Source organism: Sphingomicrobium marinum (assembly GCF_026157105.1).
In the GTDB taxonomy this organism is placed as follows: domain Bacteria; phylum Pseudomonadota; class Alphaproteobacteria; order Sphingomonadales; family Sphingomonadaceae; genus Sphingomicrobium; species Sphingomicrobium marinum.
This window is the reverse complement of record NZ_JANPVQ010000001.1, coordinates 1,777,524-1,796,787: the sequence shown is the minus strand read 5'-3', so window position 1 is coordinate 1,796,787 and position 19,264 is coordinate 1,777,524. Positions and strand designations below refer to the sequence as shown.

General features: G+C 61.6%; 20 protein-coding genes. 10 read left to right on the top strand and 10 right to left on the bottom strand.

What is annotated here, in order from left to right; translation table 11 throughout:
* Positions 1-95 precede the first annotated feature (95 nt).
* A complete protein-coding gene (locus NUX07_RS09230) occupies positions 96-686 on the top strand; it encodes an SOS response-associated peptidase (RefSeq protein WP_265530285.1) in 591 nt (196 codons plus the stop codon).
* Between the two features lie 11 nt (positions 687-697).
* The gene (locus NUX07_RS09225) at positions 698-1,126 is read left to right on the top strand and encodes a hypothetical protein (protein ID WP_265530284.1); all 429 of its coding nucleotides are present in this window, start codon (positions 698-700) and stop codon (positions 1,124-1,126) included.
* 1 nt (position 1,127) lies between these two features.
* On the opposite strand, the gene rsmD is transcribed toward NUX07_RS09225, so the two are convergent.
* Positions 1,128-1,676 carry a 16S rRNA (guanine(966)-N(2))-methyltransferase RsmD gene (rsmD, locus tag NUX07_RS09220; RefSeq protein ID WP_265530283.1) on the bottom strand — a complete coding sequence of 183 codons (549 nt, stop codon included), beginning with the start codon at positions 1,674-1,676 and terminating at the stop codon, positions 1,128-1,130.
* Complete coding sequence (locus NUX07_RS09215) at positions 1,673-2,497, bottom strand: pseudouridine synthase (protein ID WP_322597197.1); 825 nt, start codon at positions 2,495-2,497, stop codon at positions 1,673-1,675. Before NUX07_RS09215 ends, rsmD begins: the two co-directional genes overlap by 4 nt.
* Between NUX07_RS09215 and NUX07_RS09210 the strand changes: the two genes are divergently transcribed.
* On the top strand, positions 2,496-2,945 hold the full coding sequence (locus NUX07_RS09210; protein WP_265530281.1) for a response regulator: 450 nt from the start codon (positions 2,496-2,498) through the stop codon (positions 2,943-2,945). The genes NUX07_RS09215 and NUX07_RS09210 overlap by 2 nt on opposite strands.
* On the opposite strand, the gene NUX07_RS09205 is transcribed toward NUX07_RS09210, so the two are convergent.
* The gene (locus tag NUX07_RS09205; RefSeq protein ID WP_265530280.1) at positions 2,930-4,081 is read right to left on the bottom strand and encodes an aromatic ring-hydroxylating oxygenase subunit alpha; all 1,152 of its coding nucleotides are present in this window, start codon (positions 4,079-4,081) and stop codon (positions 2,930-2,932) included. The two genes, NUX07_RS09210 and NUX07_RS09205, sit on opposite strands and share 16 nt — an antisense overlap.
* Before the next feature lie 113 nt (positions 4,082-4,194).
* Between NUX07_RS09205 and NUX07_RS09200 the strand changes: the two genes are divergently transcribed.
* Positions 4,195-5,583: an AmpG family muropeptide MFS transporter gene (locus tag NUX07_RS09200; protein WP_265530279.1), complete on the top strand. Its 1,389-nt coding sequence runs from the start codon at positions 4,195-4,197 to the stop codon at positions 5,581-5,583.
* Here NUX07_RS09200 and NUX07_RS09195 read toward each other — a convergent pair.
* The 4 genes from NUX07_RS09195 to NUX07_RS09180 are packed head-to-tail and all read right to left on the bottom strand — an operon-like array spanning position 5,580 to position 8,836.
* A complete protein-coding gene (locus NUX07_RS09195; protein WP_265530278.1) occupies positions 5,580-6,884 on the bottom strand; it encodes a bifunctional folylpolyglutamate synthase/dihydrofolate synthase in 1,305 nt (434 codons plus the stop codon). The genes NUX07_RS09200 and NUX07_RS09195 overlap by 4 nt on opposite strands.
* Positions 6,884-7,738 carry an acetyl-CoA carboxylase, carboxyltransferase subunit beta gene (accD, locus tag NUX07_RS09190; RefSeq protein ID WP_265530277.1) on the bottom strand — a complete coding sequence of 285 codons (855 nt, stop codon included), beginning with the start codon at positions 7,736-7,738 and terminating at the stop codon, positions 6,884-6,886. The genes NUX07_RS09195 and accD overlap by 1 nt, the downstream gene beginning before the upstream one ends.
* Before the next feature lie 33 nt (positions 7,739-7,771).
* A complete protein-coding gene (pyrF, locus tag NUX07_RS09185; RefSeq protein WP_265530276.1) occupies positions 7,772-8,446 on the bottom strand; it encodes an orotidine-5'-phosphate decarboxylase in 675 nt (224 codons plus the stop codon).
* A 3-nt stretch (positions 8,447-8,449) separates the two neighbouring features.
* Positions 8,450-8,836 (bottom strand): hypothetical protein, encoded by a 387-nt coding sequence (locus NUX07_RS09180; protein WP_265530274.1) that lies wholly within the window; start codon positions 8,834-8,836, stop codon positions 8,450-8,452.
* A 33-nt stretch (positions 8,837-8,869) separates the two neighbouring features.
* On the opposite strand from NUX07_RS09180, the gene NUX07_RS09175 reads away from it, so the two are divergent.
* The 6 genes from NUX07_RS09175 to NUX07_RS09150 all read left to right on the top strand — a co-directional run bounded on the left by NUX07_RS09175 (position 8,870) and on the right by NUX07_RS09150 (position 15,021).
* Positions 8,870-10,096 carry a serine hydrolase domain-containing protein gene (locus tag NUX07_RS09175; protein WP_265530273.1) on the top strand — a complete coding sequence of 409 codons (1,227 nt, stop codon included), beginning with the start codon at positions 8,870-8,872 and terminating at the stop codon, positions 10,094-10,096.
* A gap of 48 nt (positions 10,097-10,144) precedes the next feature.
* On the top strand, positions 10,145-11,113 hold the full coding sequence (locus NUX07_RS09170; protein ID WP_265530272.1) for a L,D-transpeptidase family protein: 969 nt from the start codon (positions 10,145-10,147) through the stop codon (positions 11,111-11,113).
* Positions 11,114-11,568: 455 nt separating this feature from the next.
* A complete protein-coding gene (locus NUX07_RS09165) occupies positions 11,569-11,802 on the top strand; it encodes a hypothetical protein (protein WP_265530271.1) in 234 nt (77 codons plus the stop codon).
* A gap of 238 nt (positions 11,803-12,040) precedes the next feature.
* A complete protein-coding gene (locus tag NUX07_RS09160) occupies positions 12,041-12,205 on the top strand; it encodes a hypothetical protein (protein WP_265530270.1) in 165 nt (54 codons plus the stop codon).
* Positions 12,206-12,404: 199 nt separating this feature from the next.
* On the top strand, positions 12,405-14,393 hold the full coding sequence (locus tag NUX07_RS09155; RefSeq protein WP_265530269.1) for a serine hydrolase domain-containing protein: 1,989 nt from the start codon (positions 12,405-12,407) through the stop codon (positions 14,391-14,393).
* An 82-nt stretch (positions 14,394-14,475) separates the two neighbouring features.
* Positions 14,476-15,021 carry a Pr6Pr family membrane protein gene (locus NUX07_RS09150; protein ID WP_265530268.1) on the top strand — a complete coding sequence of 182 codons (546 nt, stop codon included), beginning with the start codon at positions 14,476-14,478 and terminating at the stop codon, positions 15,019-15,021.
* Here NUX07_RS09150 and NUX07_RS09145 read toward each other — a convergent pair.
* The 3 genes from NUX07_RS09145 to NUX07_RS09135 all read right to left on the bottom strand — a co-directional run bounded on the left by NUX07_RS09145 (position 15,018) and on the right by NUX07_RS09135 (position 19,045).
* The gene (locus NUX07_RS09145; protein WP_265530267.1) at positions 15,018-15,389 is read right to left on the bottom strand and encodes a response regulator; all 372 of its coding nucleotides are present in this window, start codon (positions 15,387-15,389) and stop codon (positions 15,018-15,020) included. The two genes, NUX07_RS09150 and NUX07_RS09145, sit on opposite strands and share 4 nt — an antisense overlap.
* Positions 15,389-16,477: a PAS domain-containing protein gene (locus tag NUX07_RS09140; protein WP_265530266.1), complete on the bottom strand. Its 1,089-nt coding sequence runs from the start codon at positions 16,475-16,477 to the stop codon at positions 15,389-15,391. The genes NUX07_RS09145 and NUX07_RS09140 overlap by 1 nt, the downstream gene beginning before the upstream one ends.
* 204 nt (positions 16,478-16,681) lie before the next feature.
* The gene (locus NUX07_RS09135) at positions 16,682-19,045 is read right to left on the bottom strand and encodes an ATP-dependent helicase (RefSeq protein WP_407696149.1); all 2,364 of its coding nucleotides are present in this window, start codon (positions 19,043-19,045) and stop codon (positions 16,682-16,684) included.
* Positions 19,046-19,264 lie beyond the last annotated feature (219 nt).

Genomic DNA, 19,264 nt, shown 5'->3' with positions numbered 1-19,264 from the left:
GACGTGCGCCTGCTTCGCTGAACGGCGCGCAACGCGCTCGTAAGTTTAATCGTTACTTTCCGCGTTTACGGCGAACCGAGTGGTAGCGAGCGGCGATGTGTAATCTTTATTCGATGACGGCGAGCGTCGATGCGATGAAGCAGCTGTTCGGCCGCTTCGAGGGCGACCGATCGAACGTGCAGAGCTATGCCGAGATCTATCCCAAGCGGCTGGCACCGGTACTACGCAGCACAGGCGACACGCTGCTGCTAGAGGAGATGGAATGGGGATTTCCGGGACCGCAGGCGGCGAAGGGTCGTCCCGTCACCAACGTGCGAAACCTGGCGTCGCCCTTCTGGCGTTCGGCACTCAATATGCCGGAGCGACGCTGCCTGGTCCCGGTCACCAAGTTCAGCGAATGGACCGCCGAGCCCGACCCTGAAACCGGCCGCAAAAGGAAAATCTGGTTCGATCTTGCGGATCGTCCGCTCTTTTCGTTCGCGGGCATCTGGCGTCCGGGTGAAGGGGTCTCGTTCATGGCCTTCCTGACCTGCGCCCCCAATTCGGTGGTCGGCGCGATCCATCCCAAGGCGATGCCCGTCATCTTGCACCAGGCGGATCATGAAACATGGCTGCGCGCTCCTGTCGAGGAGGCGATCAAGCTGGCGCAGCCTTATCCTGACACCAATATGCGCATGTTCGAGTGAGAGGAGCCATCATGGCGAAGAAGAAGAAAAAGGCCGACGAGGCCGCAGCGAAGGCCAAGTCCGCAAAGCCCAAGAAGTCCAAGAAAGCGAAGAAGCAGAAGAAGGCCAAACCCGTTCGCGTCGCGATCGAGGAAGATGTCGTCAAAAAGAAGGCGAGCAAGACCAAGACCAAAAAGGTCAAGGACGAAAGCGTCGAGGCGCTGTCGAAGCTGGCCGATCATCCGCTCGTCGCGGACCTGGTCGCAGCGGGTGCGGTGGCGGCGGTCGGGGCGCTAGCTGAAAAGAAAGTGACGTCGGCACGGGGTGCCAAATCGCAAGGATCGAAGGCTGCGCTCAAGCTTGCAGGCGCTGCCGCGGCCGCCGCGATCGGCAAGCGCCTGATGGCGGAATTCGAGGAGTCGAAGAAGCGCCGCGAAGAGGAAAGCGACGACGAGGAATAAGTCAGGGCGCGCGGCTTAAAAGGCTTATGCGCGCGCGGCCCACCTTGCGGCTGACTTCCAGCGTCAGGGGGCCAGGCGCGACCTCTTCCTTGGCATCGGTCTCGATCGCGAGCCAACCGCCCGGCAGGAGCCAGTCCGCCGCGACTACGGCCTCGACCACCGCATCGCCGCTGCCGGGCGCATAGGGCGGATCGGCAAAGACGAGGTCGAATGCCCGCTTGCCCGGGGATGAGAGGACTGCGGCGCTTTGCGGGCGTACGTCACTGCGCGCTTCATAGCCCAAGGCAGCAATGTTCTTGCGGATGGTGTCAATCGCCGCACGGTCGTTCTCCACGAACACCGCCTTGGCGGCACCGCGCGACAGTGCTTCGAGGCCCAGCGCCCCGCTACCGGCATACAGATCCGCCACCCAAAGTTCGCCGAGATCACCGACCCGGCTGACCAGCATCGAAAACAGCGTTTCACGCGTGCGGTCGGCGGTGGGGCGCGTGGCGCGACCCGGTGGGGCAATCAACGGGCGGCCGCGATGCTGGCCGGCAATAATCCTCACAGCGTGCGCCGGTAGTGAAACAGGACGTCGCGTTGGATCTGGTCGATATCGCCGGGCCTCATGCCTTCCGCAGTAAATGGCCCATAGGCGGTGCGGATGAGACGCGACACTTCAAGCCCCAAATGCCCCAGCACCTTGCGCACTTCGCGGTTCTTTCCTTCGGTCAGCGTGAGCTCGATCCACTTGTTGGCGCCGCTCGAGCGTTCGAGGTTCGCATCGATCGGCCCATAATGCATGCCATCGACCGTGATGCCCTCGGCAAGCTCTTCGAGCTGTTCCTGCGTCACGTTACCAAAAGCGCGCGCGCGGTAGGTGCGCGGGACGCCGCTCGACGGCAATTCCATCTGCCGCTTGAATTCGCCGTCATTGGTCATCAGCAGCAGCCCCTCGGTGGTAAAATCGAGGCGCCCGATCGGCATCAGGCGGGGCAGGCCCTTGGGAAGTACGTCATAGATCGTCTTGCGGCCCTTGGGGTCGCGTTCGGCGGTCAGCGTCAGGTTGGGCTTGTAGAACCGGTAGAGCCGCGTCGCCACCGGCTTGGCAACGGGCTTGCCGTCGACCGTCACGCCGTTGAGGTTTTCCAGCAGGGTCGCGGGTGTATCAAGCTTCTCTCCGTTAATGGCGATACGCCCGTCGGCGATCATCCGCTCGGCCTCTCGGCGCGAAGCAACGCCGGCACGGGCGAGCAGCTTGGCGATGCGCTGCGGACCGCTATCGCGCGGTGCATTTCGCGGCTGCGGCGGGCCGCGTCGATTTTTTTGCTGACTGGGGGATCCTTTACGGGAACCGCGAGGGCCGTCGGGGCGCTTATCGTTTGCCATGGCGGCCTTGTTAGGGAGCATCGTCCTGTTCGGGAAGAGAAAGCGTGCAATCGAGCGGATCCTCATCGTCGAGGACGAACCGCTGACCGCGTTCGATAACGAACAGCGGCTGGAACGGCTCGGCTATACCGTCGTCGGCACGCGCGACAATTATGACGATGCCGTTCGCGACCTTGAAAACGAGACGATCGATCTTGTCGTGGCCGACATCAAGCTAGCGGGCGAAAAGAGCGGGATCGCGGTCGCGGAAGTCGCCGCGGGCAAGGGCATCCCGGTGCTGTTTGCGACGGGAACCCCGCCGAGCGAATGCGCCGTCTTCGCGCTGGGCAGCCTGGAAAAACCCTTCGACGCGAAGCAATTCAAGGCCGCTATCGATACGATCGACAAGATCATCGCGGGCGAACATCCCAAGCCCCCCAAGGGGCTGACGCTCTACGAGCGCGCCTGAAGAAGCTCGTCCAGCTGGTCGTGGAAGAGGGTGATCCCGGCTTCGAGGCGGCCGATGATCATTTCCTTTCGCACGCCTGTATCGATGCCTTGCTGGCACAAGGCGGCGGCGCGGAAGTCTTCGCCCCCGAAGGTGCCCTGATCGAGCAATTGCCAGCTGCGTTCCCATTTGTCGGCGAACAGCGACGGATCGACATCACCTGGCACGAGCATGAAATTTTCCGCGCGGCAACTGCGGGTATCCTTGCCCGGATGGACCACCATGACGTTGCAATAATCGGGGCTGAGCACGAGCACCCCGTTGGGGAATATGTGGTAGGTCAGCGTCACCGTTTCGCGCAGCTGCTGCCAGTCCGCGGCATCGATCTTGCGATCATATTCGGCACGCCCCACGGCAAAGCGCTGGTGGCGTCCAATACAGTCTGCAGTTGCCATGCCGTCGGCGAAGAAGTCGCCGATACTGCCCTGGTGGAGCCGCTTGACGTGATAGCTTTCGAGGAACGCATCGATCACCAGTTTCCAATTGGCCGCGATCCTGTGCGTGCTGCGCTCGTAAAAGCGCATTTCGCCGAGGCCGATGGCGTCGAAGTCGTCGGCGAGTTGCTCGGCTACCGAGAAGTCGGCTTGCGGGTCGGGCGAAAACCAGATCAGGCCGCCATGCTCCGCAGCGCCATATTCGACGAGGCCATTGTCTTTCTTGCAGAGGCCGGGAAAGGCATCGCGGCGCGGGAAGCCGACCAATGCGCCTTCGAGATTGTAGACCCAGGCATGATAGGGGCAGGCGATCTTGCGTCCTTCCACGACATCGCCGGCATCGAGAAGCCGGGTGCCGCGATGCGCGCAGGCGTTGGCGAAGATGCGGACCTTGCCGGCTGTGTCGCGCGTGATGAGCAGCGCGCGCCCGCTATCATCATGCGCAAGCGCGCTCCCCGGCTCGGCAAGCAGTGCCGAAGGGACGAGCGGTGTCGCCATGCCATCGAGCAGCTGTTTTTCCGCATCATGGCGCGCCTCGTCGACATAGCGATCGACCGACAGGGTCACGACGTCATCGGACATGTAAGTCTCACCGCGAGCCAGCTGCTCGGCCAATGCGATCTGGCCCGGCGTCGGAGAATTTCTTTTTCGCGGAGCGTCCATGGGACCAATCGTGCGCCTCAACGGGACCGGTTGCAAGTCAACGTCCATTCATCCCCTTTTCCCTAGCCGTGAAGCTGCTAGCGTGATCGTAAATCAATTTGAGGGGAGGGCGTATGAGCGCCGAATCAGTCGCAAAACGTCCGGGTGTCATCGGGGCCGTCGCGCCCTATTTCAAGCCGATGCCTCTGACCGCAGGCATCATCGGTATCAGTTCGGGCTTCCCGCTGACGCTGTTACTGGCGACGATGACCTACTGGCTTTCCAAGGTGGGCATCGACAAGTCGACGATCGGTTTTGCGATCGGCCTGACGACGCCTTACACGCTCAAATGGATCTGGGCGCCGTTGGTCGACAAGATCCCCATTCCCATCCTGACGAAGTTGGTGGGGCAACGGCGCGCCTGGCTATACCTCGTTCAAGCCTTGCTTTTCCTGGCCTTGTGGCAGCTCGGCGGCTCCAACCCGTCCAACGGCAACATGGGCACCTTTGCCTTCTGGGCGATTGTCGTCGCCTTTTTGTCGGCGACGCAGGACATCGTGATCGACGCCTACCGGATCGAAATCCTGTCCGACGAAGAACTGCCTTACGGTACCGCGATGAACCAGTTCGGCTATCGGCTCGGTAACCTGATCGCGGGCGCCGGCACCATCTATCTCGCCAGCCAGGAAGGCGCGGGTCTGGGCTGGGCGGTTGCTTATGGTCTCACCGGTCTGTGCGTCATTCCCGCCGCCATCGCCGCGCTGCTTGCGGGGCCTGGTCGTTATGTAGATCGCTCGGCGGACATGGGTGATCGCACCTTCGGCGAATGGATGACCGATACCGTCTGGAACCCGTTCAAGGACTTCTTCAAGCGCCGCGGCGCGGTGCTGATCCTGCTGTTCGTGCTGATCTACAAGGTCGGCGACGCGATGGGGCAGGTCATGCTTGGCCCGATGATCGATGAACTGGGCTTCTCGGACACCGACTATATCACCGCCAACAAGCTGGTCGGCTTCTGGGCGCTGATCGCGGGGTCCGCCGTGTCCGCACCCTTCATTTACTATCTGGGCATGGGTCGCGCGCTCTTCTTCTCGGGCATCTTCATGATGATCACGAACTTCCTGTTCGCGATCCTTGCCAACATGGGGGCCGACACATTCATGCTGGGCCTTGCCGTCGGGTTCGAGAATTTCTCCTCGGGCCTCGGCCTGACCGTGTTCGTCGTCTACCTTTCGGGGCTTTCTAGCCTTGCCTATACCGCGACGCAGTTTGCGCTCCTGTCGAGCTTTGCTGCGGTCGGTCGCACATGGCTCGCCGCGCCGGCGGGTTACCTCGCGGAAGGGCTCGGCTGGTTCTGGTTCTGGATCGCGACGATGATCATCGCCATCCCGGGTCTCATCCTGCTTGGCATCATGTGGAAGAAGGGCTTCGTCGTGAGCTCGGTGCGACAGCCGGGCGTCGAAGGCGAGGCCGTTGATGCGCCGCCCAAGGAGCAGCAACCGACCAAGCCCGTCGGCACCTAGTCGGGTAGCGTGCCGTTGGCCGCGAGCATCTGCCCGGCGAGGTAGAGCGACCCGAAAACGAGCACGCGCCCGGGCTGTTCGACCATGTCGAATGCCGCTTCGAGGCTGGCGGCGGGCTGGGCGTCATGGCCCATGCCGGTCGCCAGTTCGGCAAGCCATTCGGGCGGATGGCAGTCGTGATGGTCGATGCCGAGCGTCACGACCTTGTCGGTCATGCCGTCGAACGGCGCGAGAAGTCCCTCGGCGTCCTTGTTGGTGAGCGCGGCGAAGATGATCGTCAGCGGCATGTCGTCCATGCTCTTCACTGCCATCGCGACCTCGCGCGCCGCCGACGGATTGTGACCCCCGTCCACCCATAATTCGCTGCTGCCGGGGAGACGGTCGAACAGGCTGCCTTCGCGCAGGCGTTGCAGCCTTGCCGGCCAGTCGGTCCAGCCCAGAGCAGCGGCGTAGGCCGCATCGGGTATATCGAATTCGCCCTGCAATCGCAGCATCGCGATGGCGAGCCCGGCATTGTGATGCTGGTGCCGCCCCGGCATGCGCGGCAGCGGCAATTCTAGTCCACCTAGCGCATCGCGATAGTGCAGCTTGCCGTGCCGCACGACCACGTCCCACGCCTTGCGCCGCGGTCGCCAGCGGGCACCCGTTGCGGCTGCTATCTCGGCGATCCTGGCTTCGGTGGCAGGCGGATAGGCCTGGGTGACCAACATTACGCCATCCTTGGCGATGCCTGCCTTTTCGGCACCGATCTTCGGGAGCGTGCCGCCAAGGAATTGCTGGTGATCGAGGCCGAGGCTCGCGATCCCGGTAACCAGCGGCTGTTCGATGATGTTGGTCGCATCGAGCCGTCCGCCGAGACCCACTTCGACCAAGGTGGCATCGGCGGGCGTGCGCGAGAAGGCGAGGAAGGCTGCGGCGGTCGTTGCTTCGAAGAAGGTCGGCTTTATGTCCCCCGCAGCATCGAGCACTTCTTCGAGCAACTCGGCCAGTGCCTCGTCGTCGATCAGTTTGCCGGCCAACCGGATGCGTTCGTTGAAACGCACGAGGTGCGGGGACGTGAAAACATGGACGCTCTTGCCCGCCGCTTCCAGCGCAGCGCGCAGGAAGGCGATCGTCGAACCCTTGCCGTTGGTGCCTGCCACGTGGAACACGGGCGGCATCTCGTTTTGCGGATTGCCGAGCTTGGCGCACAGCGCGCTCACTCGCTCCAGCCCCAACACGTCGCCGCCCATGCCGAGCGCCATCAGCCGGTCGAGCTGCGCCTGCACCTTCGGGTGGGACGAGCGCGCCCCGTCGGCCATCAGGCGACTTTGGCTTCCGGCGCGAGATAGGCGATCAGCCGACCGAGCCGCTCGCGCAGGTCGTGGCGATGGACGACCATGTCGATCATGCCATGCTCGAGCAGATATTCGGCGCGCTGGAAGCCTTCGGGCAGTTTTTCGCGGATCGTCTGTTCGATCACGCGCTGGCCGGCAAAGCCGATCAGGGCACCAGGCTCGGCAATCTGGACATCGCCCAGCATCGCATAGCTGGCGGTAACGCCGCCCGTCGTCGGGTCGGTCAGGACGACAATGTAGGGCAGGCCTGCTTCGCGCATTTCGGCCAGCGCCACCGTCGTCTTGGGCATTTGCATGAGGCTCAAGATGCCTTCCTGCATCCGCGCGCCGCCGGCCGCGGTGAACAGGATATAGGGCAGTCGATCATCGATCGCGGCACGCAGGCCGGCGACGACCGAAGCGCCAACGGCGATACCCATGGATCCGCCCATGAAGTTGAAATCTTGGACACCGACGATGGCGTCGTGGCCGTCAATCTTGCCGCGCGCATTGGTGAGCGCATCCCTGGCGCCGGTTTTGGCGCGCGCCTGCTTCATGCGCTCGACATATTTCTTGCTGTCTTTGAATTTCAGCGGATCTTCGCGGACCACGGGGCTTGGCAACGTCTCATATTTGCCATCGTCGAAGGTCATGGCAAGGCGCGCGTTCACGCCGATGCGGTCGTGATGTTCGCACCGCGGGCAGACGAAGCCGTTCTCTTCCCATTCGCGGGTGAAGACCATCGTCTCGCACTTCTTGCACTTGTGCCACAGCTGATCCTCGCTCTGCCGCTTGGGCAGGAACGGGATTCCGTTGCGTACTTTCGTAATCCAGCTCATGCGCGGCGGGTTAGGACGAAGCGGAGCTCAAGTCTATAGGGTCGCGCCGATGGCGCGCAGCGCGGCATCGGGATTTTCCGCGCTCGTGACGGCACGTCCGATGACCAGCACAGATGCCCCGGCGTCCAACGCCTGTCGCGGTGTCATGATGCGTTTCTGATCGCCGACGTCGCTGCCTTTCGGGCGGATGCCGGGAACGACGAAAAATCCGTTTTTCCAGTCCTTCTTGACCGCGCCGACCTCGTTGCCGGAGCAGACAATGCCATCGAGCCCCGCATCGCGCGCCAGCCCTGCAAGCCGGTTGACCTGGTCCTGCGGATCGCCCTTCAGCCCCATTGCCTTCAGATCGTCGCTGTCGAGGCTGGTCAGCACGCTCACGGCGACGACCTTCGTATCTTCGGGCGCGGCGGCCTTGGCATCCTCCATCATCGCCCGCCCGCCGCCGGCGTGAACGGTCATGATCGAGGGCGCGAAGGGGCGCATCGCCTGCACCGCCTTGCCAACGGTATTTGGGATGTCGTGTAGTTTAAGGTCGAGAAAAATGGGCAGCCCGCTCGCAGCAATTTCCTCGACACCCGACATGCCGTTGGCGACGAAAAACTCGAGCCCGAGCTTCAGCCCGCCGGCATGCCTGGATACCGCCGACGCGATTTCCTTGGCCTGCCTGAGATTTGGCGTATCGATCGCGACATAGATAGGGTTGGACATACGCTAGAACGGACTTTCCGGGTCTTTTGCCTTGGGTGCAGCGACGGGCGGCGGCGGCGGAGTTTGCGGCGCCATCTTGGCATTTCTATCGGCCAGCGCAAGCTGGCGTCGCAGCCGCCAGACCTTCGCCCGGTAATAGAACAGCGTCGGCAGGAACCCGATCGCAAAGGTGATGCCAAGCAGCACCGGCAGCTTGATCGCCATGCGTAGGTCGCCCCACAGGTCCAGCATGACATCGTGCCAGTTGGCGGTGGCGAAAATGGCCACGACCACGGCCAGGATCACCCACATGATGGTGCGCAGGAAATTCATCCGGTCCTCCCTCTCGCCTTTGCTGTAAGCGAGCGCGCCAGAAAGCGCCAGCCATGCGACGAGGCGGCTTGCCAGCAAGGGGCTGCGCTAACTATCGAGAAGAAAGGAGGGGTGGTTATCAAGACGATCATTTTAGGCGGCATGGCTGCGTTGCTGGCGTTGTTCGCCGTATCGGTCCTGCAATCGGAAGAGGTGCCCGAGGCACCTGCGATGGCGGCTGCACCGATCGTAAGCGAACCGTTGACCAAGAATTACGCGCAGCGACGGATAGATTATCGTCGCCTCGACGCGCGCATCCAGCGGTTGATGCAGGAAGAAAATCTGGTCGGCCTCGCCGTGGGCATTGTCGAAAATGGCGAAGTGAGCTTCCTCAAAGGCTACGGCAAGCGTGGGGCCGACAGCGATGCACCGGTGACGACCGATACGGTTTTCCGCTGGGCATCGCTATCGAAGGGGGTCGCCGGGACACTGGCATCGAAACTCGATGCGCGCGGCGCGATCGGGCTCGACCAGTCGATCGCCAACTATTCGCGCAGCCTGCAACTCCCCGGCGGCGCACAGGTAAGGGCCCGTGTCCGCGATGTGCTGAGCCACCGGCTGGGACTTTGGCGCAACGCCTATGATGACCGGCTCGAAGGTGGGCAGGACCCCGCGATCATCCGCCGCGCATTGTCGGGCACCCAGCTGACCTGCGAACCGGGAACGTGCTGGAGCTATCAGAATGTCGCCTTCGACGCGTTTTCCGACGTGGTCGAAAAAGCGACCGGAAAGACCTATGCCGCGACGGTGAAGGAGGAGCTGTTCGGCCCGCTTGGCATGAATAGCGCCAGCCTGACGCGCGACGGTCTGGTCGGCGCGCAGAATTGGGCACGTCCGCACAGCGCGGGCGGACGCGTTCTCGATGTCGATAACGACTATTATCGCGTCCCCACGGCGGGCGGCGTGAATAGCGATATTGGTGATCTGGTGACGTGGATGCAGGCGCAGATGGGTCGATACCCCGATGTCATCGCTCCTTCGGTCAACGACGAGGCGCAGCGCGCGCTGGTCGATACACCTACCGAGCGGCGACGCCTGCGCGAATTTCGCGAGCGTCTTTCAGAACCCCGTTATGGGCTGGGGTGGCGCATCTACGACTATGCGGGACACCGCCTGGTCGGCCATCGCGGCGGGGTCGACGGTTACCGCGCCTTCATCCTGTTCGATCCCGCCGCACAGACCGGGATCGTTGCCTTGTGGAACAGCAATCACGGCAAGCCACACGGATTGCAGTTCGAAGCGATGGATCTCTATTACGGCCTCGAATTTCGCGACTGGTTACGTCTCGACGAGGGATGAGTCCGCCATCCGACGCAACGATTTGCATTGGCGCTTCGTTGAGCCCGCATGACCATTACCAAACAGCTCTTCGCCGCAGCGGCCGCAATCGCGCTCACTGTTCCGTCCTCCGCCGCCTCGCTGCAATCGTCACCCTCGTTTGCCTGGGGTGAGGAATTGCCCGATGGGCCGTTCGCCAGCAAGCGACAGAAAGACACGCTGGCCGCGCAGATCCTGTTGGCGCGGCTCAACCACTCGCCCGGGGTGATCGACGGTTTCCCAGGCGGAAATACCGCGCGTGCCATCAGCACTTTCGAGGAAATGCAGGGTCTTTCGGCGGACGGCAAGGTCGACGAGGACATGCTGGCTGCGCTCAAGAGCGCCGCGGGAGACGCTCCCCTCCTCAAGACTTATACGATCACCTCGGATGATATCGGGGACGGGTTTACCAAGCCCGCACAGGGCATGAAGGCGCAAGCGCAAACAGGCAATGTCGGATACGGCTCGGCGAGCGAGATGCTGGCCGAGAAATTCGGCATGTCGGAACGCTTCCTGAAGAAGTTGAACCCGAACACCGATTTTACCGCGGGTTCGAGCATCCTCGTTGCCAATGTCGATGCCGGCCCGATCGGCGATGTCGCCCGCATCGAAGTCGACGGCAGCAACAATGAGCTGCGCGTTTATGATGACGGGGGAGCCCTCCTCGCGTCATTCCCGGCCACCGTGGGATCGGCCGAATTCCCGAGCCCGTCAGGGACACGAGAGGTCAGTGCGATTGCCCCCGCCGCCAGCTATTATTTCGATCCCTCCGACCAGGATTGGGGCGGCGATGAAAAGCTCACCATTCCGGCCGGTCCGAACAATCCCATCGGCGGCGTCTGGATCGATCTGGGAAGCGATGGCTACGGTATTCACGGCAGCCCCGATCCGGCGAAAATTGGCAAGACCGCCAGCCATGGCTGCGTCCGCCTGACCAATTTCGATGTGCGTCGTCTCCTTGATGCCGTGGAGCAGGGCGTGACGGTAGAGTTCGTCTAGGGCCGGCGTTGCCGCGCGACTTCGATGAAACGTGGGTCGATAGGGACCATCAGTGAACCAAGGCGCGGCCCCGACCCGTTGACATGGCATGACAAAGAAAACTGCAAAAACATTCGAGCGCCCGCTTTTTCCCGCCCTGGCTGCGGCCTATCTTTATAGCCCGGCCGCGGATCGCGACGACCGCTAAACCGCGGACCGGCGATTGATTCGCTCAAGAATTGGCGAAAATGGCGGTTTTTTGCGTTTTTTAGCGACATGCCTTATTATCGCCACATCGCGATTCGGACTCCCCAACAACGGCGCCACGCCACGTTGCCCCTCAGGGGGTTTGAGTCTTGTTCGCATCTGCCGACAACGGGTCGCTTTCCGGGCATTCTCGCCTGGCGATCTGCATAGAACACCGCTTACGCGCTATCCCAATCGGGTGGCGCGTTTTTCGTTTGAGGAGACGCTTTTTGGCACATCAGACCGAATTTCTGATTGATCGTATGAATGAAGAAAAAGCCAAGGCGAAGGCTGCCACGCTGGTGCGCGTGCGGGCCCTTCACGAGCGTGCTGCGAGAAGCTGGGAGAAGCTGGCCAACCGTGCCATCGCCGCTGACAAGCTGCGCGCTGCCGAAGAGAAGCGCAAAGCCAAGATGCGCGCCGAAGCCGAGGCTAAGAGGGAGACCGAACTGGCCGACGCCTAGGTCTTGAAGAGTTGCAACCGAAAAGGGCGGTCTTCGGGCCGCCCTTTTTGTTGGCGACGGCCTACAACGTGCGGCGAATTTCCAAACGTAGCGGAGGGTCGCTGTTCGTTTCTATTGGGTCGTGCAAAAAGCTAATCTTGATTAAGTTTTCAGAATCTTCTCAGCATCATCAAAGGATGTACGCGCGGGTCCGGCTTATAAGGAGTGCATCGAAAGGGGATGGAAGATGCGATTGCTGATGAGCAACATGACAATGGTCATCATGGTGGCGCTGCTGCTGCCGATCATGACCGGCGGGATTGTCCCGGCGAAAAATCGCTGGGCCGTCGATGAGGAAGCCGCGAACAGCTTCTGCACGCTGGCTTACGACCAAATCGATGCGGGCAAATACGTCTGTAGCTGACGCTCGATCGACTTAGCGCAGCGGGAGACGGGGGTTGAGCATGTCGCCAAAACAAGTTGGCGCTGCGCTCCCCCGGTCGCTTTTTCGTAAAAAGGACCTGGCCGTTGGTCGATTGATGGTGCGGCTTGCCGCCGCGCAATGGACATCGCATTTTCCTTGATGTTGGATCTGGTCCAGCGTCAATCCAAGGGGGAACATCATGACATTCACTGCAACCGCGCGCGCCGCACTCTTGATCGGCGCCGCCTTGCCGCTTGCTTCCGCTCCGGCCGCCGCGCTGAACACTGTCCAGGAAGCCGCTGCTGCGCAGGCACCTGCCACTACCCCGCGCGGTACGGAATATGTGATTCCCGATGATTGGACGATGGCGATCGAGAACGGCACCTACGTCTTCACCCTGCCCGAGGGTGACAGCAGCATAACGCTGGTCGAGATCGAGGGTGCGGAGGATGGGCCCGACGCGATTGCCAAGGGGTGGGCGATCGTCAATCCCGACTTTTCGCTTGAAGCCGCCAACCAAACCGAAGGTCCGGGCAATAATGGCTGGGACGCGATCTACGTCATGAATTATCCCTATCCGCCAGCGGAGCGGCGTTTCGCTCAGGCCGTGGCGCTACAAAAGGACGGCCAATGGACCGCGGTATTCGCCGATCTCGCGCTGGCAACCGCAGAGCGCCGGGGCGCACAGTTCGGCCAGTTCAATGCGGGCCTCAAGCCGGGCGACTTCGAGGAAGTAAGCCTTGCCGGCAATCCCACCGCCGAACTCACACCCGAGCTGATCGCAGAATGGACCGGCTTCATCGAAGGCGCGATGGATGATCTGAAGATCCCCGGTGCCGCCATCGCGATCATCAAGGACGGCCAGATCGTCCACAGCGCCGGTCTGGGCGTCAAGAATGTCGAGACCGGCGAGCCGGTGGACACCGACACGTTGTTCATGGTCGGCTCCAACACCAAGGGCATGACCACGCTTTTGATCGGTACGATGGTCGAAGACGGGCTCATCGCTTACGACCAGCCGGTCACCAACTACATGTCCGACTTCAAATTGGGCGATGCCGAGACGACCGAGAAAGTATTGGTCAAGCATCTCATCTGCGCATGCACCGGTCTGCCGCGCAAGGATCTGGAGTGGGTGCTCAACCAGCCCGAGGGGACGCCCGCTTCCAACACCTTCGCGCTACTTGCCGCAACGCAGCCCACGACCGATTTCGGCGAGCTTTTCCAGTATAACAACACGATCGCCGCGGCGGCGGGCTACGTTGCCGGGCACGTCCTGTATCCCGACATGGAAGTCGGCGCGGCGTACGATCGTGCGATGCATGAGCGCGTCTTCGAACCGCTCGGTATGGACAATGTCACCTTCCGCGTGTCCGAAGCGGTCGCGAGCAATCATGCCGCGCCGCACGGGCTTGATGCTGACATGAACGCGGCGGCCCATACGGTCGACTTCAACGAGGCCATCTATCCGGTCCGCCCGGCCGGCGCATTGTGGGCCGATATCGACAGCTTCGCGCGCTATGTCGCCAACGAGATGAGCGGCGGGATCAACAGCGAAGGCGAACGCGTAATGCCCGAGGCCGCCGTGTTCGATCGCCGCGCACCGCAGGTCGCCATGGGCGCCGACAGCCATTACGGCATGGGCATCATGACGGGCGACCAGAAAGGTATCGCGACGACCTTTCACGGCGGATCGACCTTCGGATACCAGAGCAATTACAACGTCTATATCGACCGCGGCATCGGCATCGCGATGCTGACCAATGCCGGTGGCGGGACGGGTCTGATCGCCGAAAGCTTCGATCGCTTCAACGAGCTGGTCTTCGGCGATGAGCCCGACGCGGCGAGCGATGTCGAACGCGCCGTCGAGCAGATGGAAAAGAATTTCCCGCAATTCTGGGAAAAGCTGGAGCGGCCTGCCAGCGCCGACATGGTCGCCAAGCTGGCGTCCGCTTACACCAATGACGCACTCGGCCGGATGACGATCGAAATAGAAGGCGACCGCCTTTTCTTCGTCTTCCCCAATGGACGCGCCGAAGTGGCGACCCGCGAGGAAGACGATGGCTCGACAAGCTTCGTGACGTTCGAGCCGAGCTTCTTGCGCGGCGTACCCATCCTGATGCGCGACGATGGCAAGCTGGTGCTCGCCGATGCGCAGCACGAATATGTCTATACGCCCGTGCAATAAAGACTCGGCGGTGTTGTTACGTTAGGCTTCTGCCATGGTACGGAAACTCTCTGCTGTCACCGCTGTCGCGGGCTGGGCGGTCTTGCTGCTGCAGCTGTGGTTGTTGATACCCGAATTGGGCGTTGCAGGCGGGTTATGGCGCTTTGTCGGCTACTTCACGATCCTGACCAACATCGCGGTTGCCGTGGTCGCCAGCGCGATGGCGCTGGGGCGGAACATCTGGCTGACCAGCGCGCGGGTGCGGCTGGCGGCGGCCGTCGCAATTTCCTTCGTCGGCATCATCTATTGGCTGCTGCTGGCTTCGTTATGGAATCCGCAAGGCTGGAAGCTGGTTGCTGATGTCGGTCTGCACACGACACAGCCGCTGTTATTCGCGGCGACCTGGTACGCGGCGCGCGACGGAACGCTCGACATGCGCGATGCCGCTGCCGCGATAGCCTGGCCGATTGCCTATTGTGTCTATGCACTGGCACGCGGCGCGGTCGATGGTTGGTACGCCTATTGGTTTCTGAATCCGATCGAACAAGGCTGGTCCGGCGCACTGGCAAGCATATTGGGGCTTTCGGCTGCGTTCTTCGTGCTGGCGCTACTTTTTATGGCGATCGATCGGCGGTCCAGCACCGGCTAGGTGCAGGGCTTTGGGATCTTTTTGTCGATGATTGACAGCAAAGTCTCGATAACCTTATCCGCTTCGGTCGGCTTTTCGACGATTTTCACCCCGAAACTGCGAAGTAATTCACCCGCGCGATTTAGGTCACCCGTGTGGAGGATGAAGGGAGTGCTGCGGGCATTGAGTTCTGCCGCCGCTTGCTCGCATGTTTCGCCGCCGCCGAGATTGACGTCGAGGATGGCGCCGCAGAAATTTTGCTGCTCGATCAACTCGATCGCGTGATCGCAATCGGGTGCCGTCTCCGCGGCATGCCCAGCTGCTTCGAACGCCATTTGAAGATCCATTGCCACGAACGGCTCATCCTCGAGGATAAGAAACCTTCTCATCAAGAACGCCTCCGCATCTCGCGCAACGGAACGATGATCTTCGCTTTCAAGCCTTCCTTCTCCCACTGCGTTTCAAGCACGCCGCGCGAATGGCCGAGCAATTTTTTCGCGATGTCAAAACCGGTACCCGTCATCGAAGGCGGTTCGTCGATTTGGGGTCCGCCCGTTTCGACCCAATCGATTTCCAAGGCACGGTGCCCAAATCGGTCTTCGGTATGCCGCCAAGACACCTTTATCTTTCCCTTATCATTCGAAAGCGCTCCATATTTCGTTGCGTTGGTGGCCAATTCGTGGAGCGTGAGCCCGATGACCGAAATGGCATTGGGTTCGGATCGCATGCCGTTACCTTCGAATTTGATACGGTCGTTTTCAGGATCGTAGGGATTAAGCACCGAACGGATAGCCTGGCCGATTTCCATCGTCCCCATCGCGGCGTCATCGTGGGTCGGCTCGTAAGAACGACCTAGCGCATTGATCCGTTCGTTCATCTTCTTGGCCACGTCCAGCGCACCCATCGAACGACCGGTAATGCTCACGATGCCGCCGATGACGGCGAAGACGTTTTTCAGCCGATGCGAAATTTCGCGCGACATGGCGCGGGCGTGGCGTTCATCGGCGCGGGCCTTATGGATATCGGTCACGTCCCACTGGCTGCCGAAGAACAGCTTGAGATTGCCATCCTCGTCGTAAATCGGTCCGAGATGGAGAGTGTTCCAGAACGAGCTGCCATCCTTGCGGTAGTTGAGGATTTCGACGACCGCCACTTCTTCATCGCGGATGGCATCGCGCAGTCGCTGGACTTGCTCGGGATCGGTCGCAGCGCCCTGCAGAAATCGGCAATTACGTCCGATGACTTCTTCGCTCGTGTAACCGGTAAGCCGTTCGAACGCGCGATTGCAAAAGATGATCGGATTGTCGGGAATATGCGGGTCGGTAAGGCACACCGCCATGCGGGTCTGCGCCATGGCCTGATCGAACAGGAGTCCGGTGGACCCGGAATAATTGTTCGTCACACCATCCTTGTGGAAGGTGGTCAGCGCCTGGTCCGATCCGCGAAGATCGTCCCCGTTTTTATCTTCGTTGTGCATTTCGCGATGCATTCCTCAACGTTTCACCCATTCTTATCGGCGCGGGCGGAATTGCCGCCCGGGCACCGTCATTCGATTCTGCGTTCGATCTATATTTGCTGAAGGACGCCACTCATGGTCGAAGAACGCTACTCGCCATTGAGACCAAAACCAGCAGTGGCCGATAAAGTTGCATGCTTCAGGGTGTGCCCGCGCGACCGAACACTATTCTCCGGAGCTGACGAAGCTGTCGAGGACCCGCTTTTTCCCCGAATGTTCGAAATCCACTTCCAGCTTATTGCCTTCAATGACTTCGATCGTGCCGTAGCCGAATTTCTGATGGAACACGCGTTGGCCTAGCTCGAGGTCATCGCGGCCCTTGTTGCCGAGGCTGACAGCGCTGGCCTTGGCTTCGATGACGGGGCCTTGGGCGCGTTTGGAGCGGGCCAACTTTTCTTCGCGCGACAGCCCGTCGCTCTTGATGGCGCGCTGGAAACCCGGGCCACGGCGCGAGGGGCGGGCGACGTGGGCGAAGGGATCGTCATGCGCGCTGAACTGCGCCTGCCACAACGATGCGCCGCCGGTCATCGTCTCCTCGGTCTCGATATGATCATCGGGCAATTCGTCGACGAAGCGGCTGGGGATGCTGCTCGTCCACTGGCCGTAGATCTGGCGATTGGCGGCATGGAAGATCATTGCCTTTTCGCGCGCGCGAGTGATCGCGACATAGGCGAGGCGGCGTTCTTCTTCCAACGAGGCGATACCGCCTTCGTCGAGCGCGCGCTGCGAGGGGAAGAGCCCTTCTTCCCAACCGGCGAGGAAGACGAGCGGGAATTCGAGGCCCTTGGCGGCGTGAATGGTCATGATGGTCACGCGCTCGCCATCCTTGTTGGCGTCGTTATCCATGACGAGACTGACATGCTCGAGGAAGCTTTCGAGCGTGTCATATTCTTCCATCGCGCGCGCCAGTTCGGACAGGTTGTCGAGGCGGCCGGCGGCCTCGGCGCTTTTGTCGGCCTGCAGCATGCCCGTATAGCCGCATTCGTCCATGACGACCTGCATGAGCTCGGACGGCGTGGTGCCGCCTTCTTCGCTCGTGCTGCCATACATCTGGCGCCAGCGCGCAATATCGCCGACGAAGCGCGCCAGGCTGTTGCGCGCGGCGGGGCGCAGTTCATCGGTGTCGAGAATATTCGCAGCGGCCATGAGGAGCGGCTGCCGCTCGGCGCGGGCGAAGCGGTGGATGGTCTGCACCGCCTTGTCGCCCAGTCCGCGCTTGGGGGTGTTGATGATGCGGTCGAAGGCGAGGTCGTCCTGCGGCTGGTGGATCAAGCGCAGATAGGCGATCGCATCGCGGATCTCGGCGCGCTCGTAGAAACGGAAGCCGCCGATGATCTGGTAGTCGATGCCGATCGAGATGAAGCGGTCTTCGAACAGCCGCGTCTGGTGCTGCGCGCGCACCAGGATGGCGATGTCGTCGAGGCTGCCGCCCTTCGCAACATGGTTTTCGATTTCCTCGCCGACGCGGCGCGCTTCCTCGGGCCCGTCCCATACGCCGACGACCCTGACCTTCTCGCCCATGTCGGCCTCTGTCCACAGCGTCTTTCCGAGACGCGAACCGTTGTGCGCGATGACCCCGCTGGCGGCGGCGAGGATGTGGCCCGTGCTGCGGTAATTCTGTTCAAGGCGGATGATCTTGGCGTCGGGAAAGTCCTTTTCGAAGCGCAGGATGTTGGCGACCTCTGCGCCGCGCCACGAATAGATCGACTGGTCGTCATCGCCGACGCAGCAGATATTGTTGCGCGGCGCCGTTAGGAGGCGAAGCCATTCATACTGGCTGCCATTGGTGTCCTGATACTCGTCGACGAGGATGTAGCGGAAGCGCTTGCGATAGTTTTCGAGCACGTCGGCGTGCTTCTTGAAGATTTCGAGCATATGGAGCAGCAGGTCGCCGAAATCGGCGGCGTTCACGTCACGCAGGCGCTGCTGATACTCCTTATATAGCGTCGCACCCTTGCCGTTAGCGTACGCCTCCGCGTCGGCTGCGCTGACCTTGTCCGGCGTCAGGCCCTTATTCTTCCACTGGTCGATGAGTCCCGCGAGCTGCCTGGCGGGCCATCTCTTGTCGTCGATATTGGACGCCTGGATAAGCTGCTTGAGCAGGCGAAGCTGGTCGTCGGTGTCGATGATGGTGAAATTGCTTTGCAGCCCGACGAGCTCTGCATGGCTGCGCAGCATGCGCGCGCATACGGAGTGAAAGGTGCCGAGATAAGGCATGCCTTCGACTGCGCCGCCGGTGATGTCGCTGATGCGTTCGCGCATTTCGCGCGCGGCCTTGTTGGTGAAGGTCACCGCAAGAATTTGGCTCGGCCAGGCACGGCGCGTGGCGATGATGTGAGCAAGGCGACTGGTCAGCGCGCGCGTCTTCCCCGTGCCTGCGCCGGCGAGCATGAGGACAGGGCCCTCGGTGGTCAGCACGGCCTCTCGCTGCGGCGCGTTGAGGCCGGCGAGCCAGGGCGCGTCGTCAGCGGCCTCGGTCGGTTGGGGGAGGGATTCGGTCACCACCGACAGATAGGGTCGAGGGAACATAGAGGCAACATGCGCAAAGGACTGTCCTGGAGATTATCGGTCACGACGAATCACGGTGAAAATCTGACGTCGATTCGAGCGAATCAGGCTTGCGAATCGGCTTTTCGGGGGTTAGAGGCGCGGCTGAAATGGGGTCGTGCCCCGATTTTCCCCGACTTACACACGATATCCACGTTATCCACAGGCTGAAACAGCGTTTCTGGCGTTGGAACGGGTCAT